This is a genomic window from Streptomyces sp. SID1328, assembly GCF_009865595.1.
Classification (GTDB): Bacteria; Actinomycetota; Actinomycetes; order Streptomycetales; family Streptomycetaceae; genus Streptomyces; species Streptomyces griseoluteus.
Window position 1 is genome coordinate 1 of record NZ_WWKH01000335.1, and the last position, 4645, is coordinate 4645.

Consider the following 4645-nt stretch of genomic DNA (forward strand, 5'->3'; position numbering starts at 1 on the left):
CGAACGAAGCTTCATCTCACGATCTCCTGTCACACAGAGAGGCGCCGACCCGTCGGGCCGACTCATGGATGAACCTACCTACACCCGACATGACCGGCATATCGGAAGATCGGGGATCAGCTCCGAACAGGGTATTCTTGGGTCGTTTCTGTGAACTGACGGAACATCACATAAGGCAGTAACAAAGCGGATTGACATACTATTAGGCTTTTCAGGTGACATTCTGACGCCTTCTCACCCGCCTCGTCCGGCGCGTCGCTACGGACTCGCTGACCTGAGCCGTGTTAGGTGGCCCGCGTCGGAGCCCGCCGACGGGCCGCACAGCCCGGCAGGAGATCGCAGCGCACCCCGGTCATACCGGGCCTGCGACGCCATGCGCAGCCAGATGAGCCGGGACGGCGGTCGAAGCCCGTCCGGCCACGTGCATGCGCGGTACCCCTCGCCTGCAGGTGGGCTGCGGGCGGCCGTCCGGCGGCTGTCCGGATCCGTGGGTCGGCGCGTGCTTGTTCAGTCGGTGAGGCCCAGCGCCCCCGCTGCCTGAATCGCCAGCCAGACCTCGGCCAGGGCCGCCGTCGATGTCAGATCACGGTCGGCAAGAGCACCGAAACGGCGCAGCCGGTAGGCCAGGGTGTTGGGATGGATGTGGAGCGCCGCTGCGGCCGTCTCGGTACGGCGGTCGCGTTCCATCCACGTGCGGGCGGAGACGAGCAACCGCGAATCATGGGCCTCGTCATAGCGCAGCACCTCGCCGAGCACATGCTCGACCAGCGCGGCCAGGGCAGCGGGGTCGTCCGGCAACCACCGACCCGTCGAGTCATCGCCGTAATGGACGACGGGGCGGCCTGACTCCACGGCCTTGGCAACCGCCCACAGCGCCTCGCGCTGGGCGACCTTCAGCGGGGCGCCCGGCAGGAAGGGGCGGCTGATCCCGGCTGCCACGGCGGGCAACCCACCGATGGCCGCTGCCAGTTCCGGTGCTCCCAGGACGTAGCGGTCCTCACCTCGGGTGAGCAGCAGATGGGGTTGGTCCTGCAGACAGGACAGCAGCGCCGCGTCGGTGGTGTGGCGCACCACGAGGAGTACGGTGTCCCCCTCGATCGCATGCCGGGCGAGCCGGCGGCGCGCCACCTCCGGGTCGAGCACCTCCTGCAGTAGTTCGGCCAGTGTCTCCGCGCCCTCGCGGCGCAGCGTCTCGCGCTCGTTGCGTACCATCGCCAGCCGCAGCGCCGCCACCGTGGCGATGTGCTGGACGACGGCGAGTCCCGCGGGCTGGGCGCCCTGACGCTCGTATGCGACCAGAAAGCCCGCCGGGCCGCCGGGCGCGGGCACCGGGAGGACGAATCCGCCGGGGACCGTCGGCGGGGCGTCGATGGAAGCGGGCAGGACAGCGGGATCCGGCACGGGAACGCCGGGCAGGAGCGGGTGGCCCTGGGGTGTGCAGAGACAGACGTCGTAACCCGACAGGCTCTCGAGACGGCGCAGAAGTGTCGGCATGTCGAGATCCTCGGCGACCAGCCAGCGCAGCGCGCCGAAGACCTGGAGCTGCGCGCCCAGCCGGTGCCGGGCGTCCTCCTGGGCCGCGGCCGCGACTTCCTGGGCGACCGCGATGAACGGGACGGCGAGCGGCACTTCGAGGACCGGGAAGCCCCGCTCCTCCGCCGCCTGGAAGAACGCATCGTGCAGCGGGGGCATGTGCAACTGGGCGGAGAGGGCGAGTGCCGACACCCCGGCGTCGTCCAGCCGCTCCAGGTAGGCGCGCTGTCCGGCCGCAGTACGGGGGACCGCCAGACCCGCCGTCATGATCACCTCGGCGCCCAGGAGCCAGGGCGTGGGATCGGCAAGCTCGCTTGCGTGCGCCCAGGAGACGGACCGGTCCAGACCGGCGCTGCCGGCCTTCACGGAGAGCTGGAGCGCCGGGAAGGAGAGCAGATCGCCGACGGTGAGTTTGTTGTCTGCCACATAAAACAGCGTACGGCTCTGTGGCAAACACAATTGTCGCTGGTCATCTGCGGGTCCCAGACTGTGCACCGTCGCCCCTGCATGACCGGAAGGTGAAGCACTCATGACGACCTCGGTTACCGAGATAGAGACCTATGGTGTCGAGCGGATCCCGGACAAGGACCGTTCAGCCCGCCCGATCGATCTGTTCCGGCTCGCCTTCGGCGGTGCCAACACTTTCGCGACCTGTGTGCTGGGCGCCTTCCCGATCCTTTTCGGCCTCTCCTTCTGGCAGGGTCTCGCGGCGACCGCCCTCGGTCTCGTGGCGGGTGGGCTCCTACTGGCCCCGATGGCGCTGTTCGGCCCCGCCAACGGCACCAACAACGCTGTCTCCTCCTCCGCACACCTGGGCGTGCACGGCCGGGTCGTCGGCTCGTTCCTCTCCCTGCTCACCGCCATCGCGTTCTTCTCGATCTCGGTGTGGTCCTCGGGGGACGCGCTCGTCGGCGGCGCGCACCGGCTCGTCCACGTCCCCGAGTCGGACGTGACCTACGGCATCGCGTACGCGATCTTCGCCGGGCTCGTCCTGGTCGTCTGCATCTACGGATTCCGGTTCATGCTGCTGGTCAACAAGATCGCGGTGCTGGCGGCGTCGGCCCTCTTCGTACTCGGCGCCTTCGCCTTCGCGGGCGACTTCGACCCCGGTTACGCAGGAGCCTTCGCCTCCACGGCCGACCCGCTGTTCTGGCCTTCGTTCATCGGCTCCGCGCTGATCGTGCTCTCCAACCCGGTCTCCTTCGGCGCGTTTCTCGGTGACTGGTCCCGCTACATCCCGGCCGGGGCTCCGCGCCGCCGGGTGATGGGGGCCGCGTTCCTCGCCCAGATCGCCACCCTGCTGCCGTTCCTCTTCGGCCTGGCCACCGCGTCGATCATCGCGTCGAAGGCCGAGAAGTACGTCGACCCTGCCGCCCCCAACTACGTGGGCGGACTGCTCGCGATCTCACCGGGCTGGTACTTCCTGCCGCTCTGCCTGATCGCCCTGATCGGCGGCCTCTCCACCGGCACGACGTCCCTGTACGGCACGGGGCTCGACTTCTCCAGCGTCTTCACGCGCTTCAGCCGCGTCCAGGCCACCTTCTTCATCGGTGCCCTGTCCATCGCGTTCATCTTCGCCGGCCGCTTCGCGCTCAACCTCGCGCAGTCCATCTCCACCTTCGCCACGCTGATCATCACGTGCACCGCACCGTGGATGATCGTCATGACGCTCGGCTATGTCACCCGGCGCGGCTGGTACGACGCGGAGGCACTGCAGGTCTTCAACCGCCGCCAACGCGGCGGCCGCTACTGGTTCACGCACGGCTGGAACTGGCGCGGCATGTCCACCTGGCTCGTCTCCGCCGTCGTGGCGCTCCTCTTCACCAACCTGCCCGGCCAGTTCGTCGGCCCGCTCGGTGATCTCGCGGGCGGCACGGACATCTCGCTGCTGGTCGGCCTCACCCTCGCGATCGTGCTCTACCTCGCCCTGCTCGCCGTGTTCCCCGAACCGCGCGCCGTGTACGGGCCGGCCGGACCCCGATTCGTGCGGGCGTCGGATGCCCCGGTGCCACCGATCACCGGTGACTCCGAGGAGACCGTCACCGAGCCCGCCGTGGCCCACTGAGGCCTCGCCGTCACCTGCGTAACCGAACGCCTTGCGTTCCGGCTTCGACCGCCGAACGCCCGAGACCAGGAGCCGTACATGAGCACCACCACTGTCCAGGAGGTCCGGACCGCCGCGGACGCGCTTGTCGCCGCCTTCGCCGAGGGCCGTCTGGACGACTACTTCGGCGCCTTCGCCCCCGACGCGACCTTCGTCTTCCACACCACCCCGCAGCGGCTCGGCTCCACGGCCGAGTACCGGGCGCTGTGGCAGCAGTGGGTGGAACAGGACGGCTTCCGGATCCTCGGCTGCACTTCGTCCGCACAGCTGATCCAGCACCTCGGCGACACGGCCGTCTTCAGTCACGACGTCGAAACCCGGATCGCCACCCGTACCAGCCAGGAGACGGTTCACGAACGGGAGACCATCGTCTTCACCCGCGCCGACGACGGCCGCTGGGTCGCCGTCCACGAGCACCTGTCCGCCCGTACCGCCGCTTGACCAGGGGATATCTTCCATGAGCACCACCTTCCGCAACTACATCGACGGTGCGTTCGCGGACGCCTCGGACGGCCGCACGCTCGACGTGGTGGACCCCACCACTGGTGACGTCTACGCGACCTCCCCGCTCTCGGGGGCCGCGGACGTGGACGCTGCGATGGCGGCCGCAGCCTCGGCGTTCCCCATCTGGCGCGACACCACACCGTCCGTACGGCAGCGCGTGCTGTTGAAGATCGCCGATGTGATGGAGGCACGGGCCGACGAACTGGTCGCCGCGGAGAGCCGGGACACCGGCAAGCCGCTCCACCTCACCCGCAGTGAGGAACTCGCCCCCGCAATCGACCAGATCCGATTCTTCGCGGGCGCGGCGCGCATGCTGGAGGGCCGCTCGGCCGGCGAGTACATGGAGGGAACGACCTCCATCATCCGCCGCGAGCCGGTCGGTGTGTGCGCCCAGGTCGCGCCATGGAACTACCCTCTGCTGATGGCGGTGTGGAAGTTCGCCCCGGCTCTGGCGGCGGGCAACGCCGTGGTCCTCAAGCCCTCGGACACCACCCCGGCCTCCAC

General features: G+C 69.1%; 4 protein-coding genes. 3 read left to right on the forward strand and 1 reads right to left on the reverse strand.

The features are described from left to right. Positions 1-507 precede the first annotated feature (507 nt). Positions 508-1959, reverse strand: coding sequence for a PucR family transcriptional regulator ligand-binding domain-containing protein (locus GT030_RS09945; RefSeq protein WP_161200784.1), 1452 nt, complete (start codon positions 1957-1959; stop codon positions 508-510). Between the two features lie 103 nt (positions 1960-2062). On the opposite strand from GT030_RS09945, the gene GT030_RS09950 reads away from it, so the two are divergent. The 3 genes from GT030_RS09950 to GT030_RS09960 form a co-directional block, all read left to right on the forward strand. Further along, entirely contained in the window at positions 2063-3598 is a 1536-nt protein-coding gene (locus GT030_RS09950) for a cytosine permease (RefSeq protein WP_161200785.1), read from the forward strand. Between the two features lie 78 nt (positions 3599-3676). Continuing rightward, entirely contained in the window at positions 3677-4078 is a 402-nt protein-coding gene (locus tag GT030_RS09955) for a nuclear transport factor 2 family protein (RefSeq protein WP_161200786.1), read from the forward strand. 16 nt (positions 4079-4094) lie between these two features. Beyond that, positions 4095-4645, forward strand: a 551-nt coding sequence (locus GT030_RS09960; RefSeq protein WP_161200787.1) for an aldehyde dehydrogenase family protein, incomplete at its 3' end; no start/stop codon positions are given.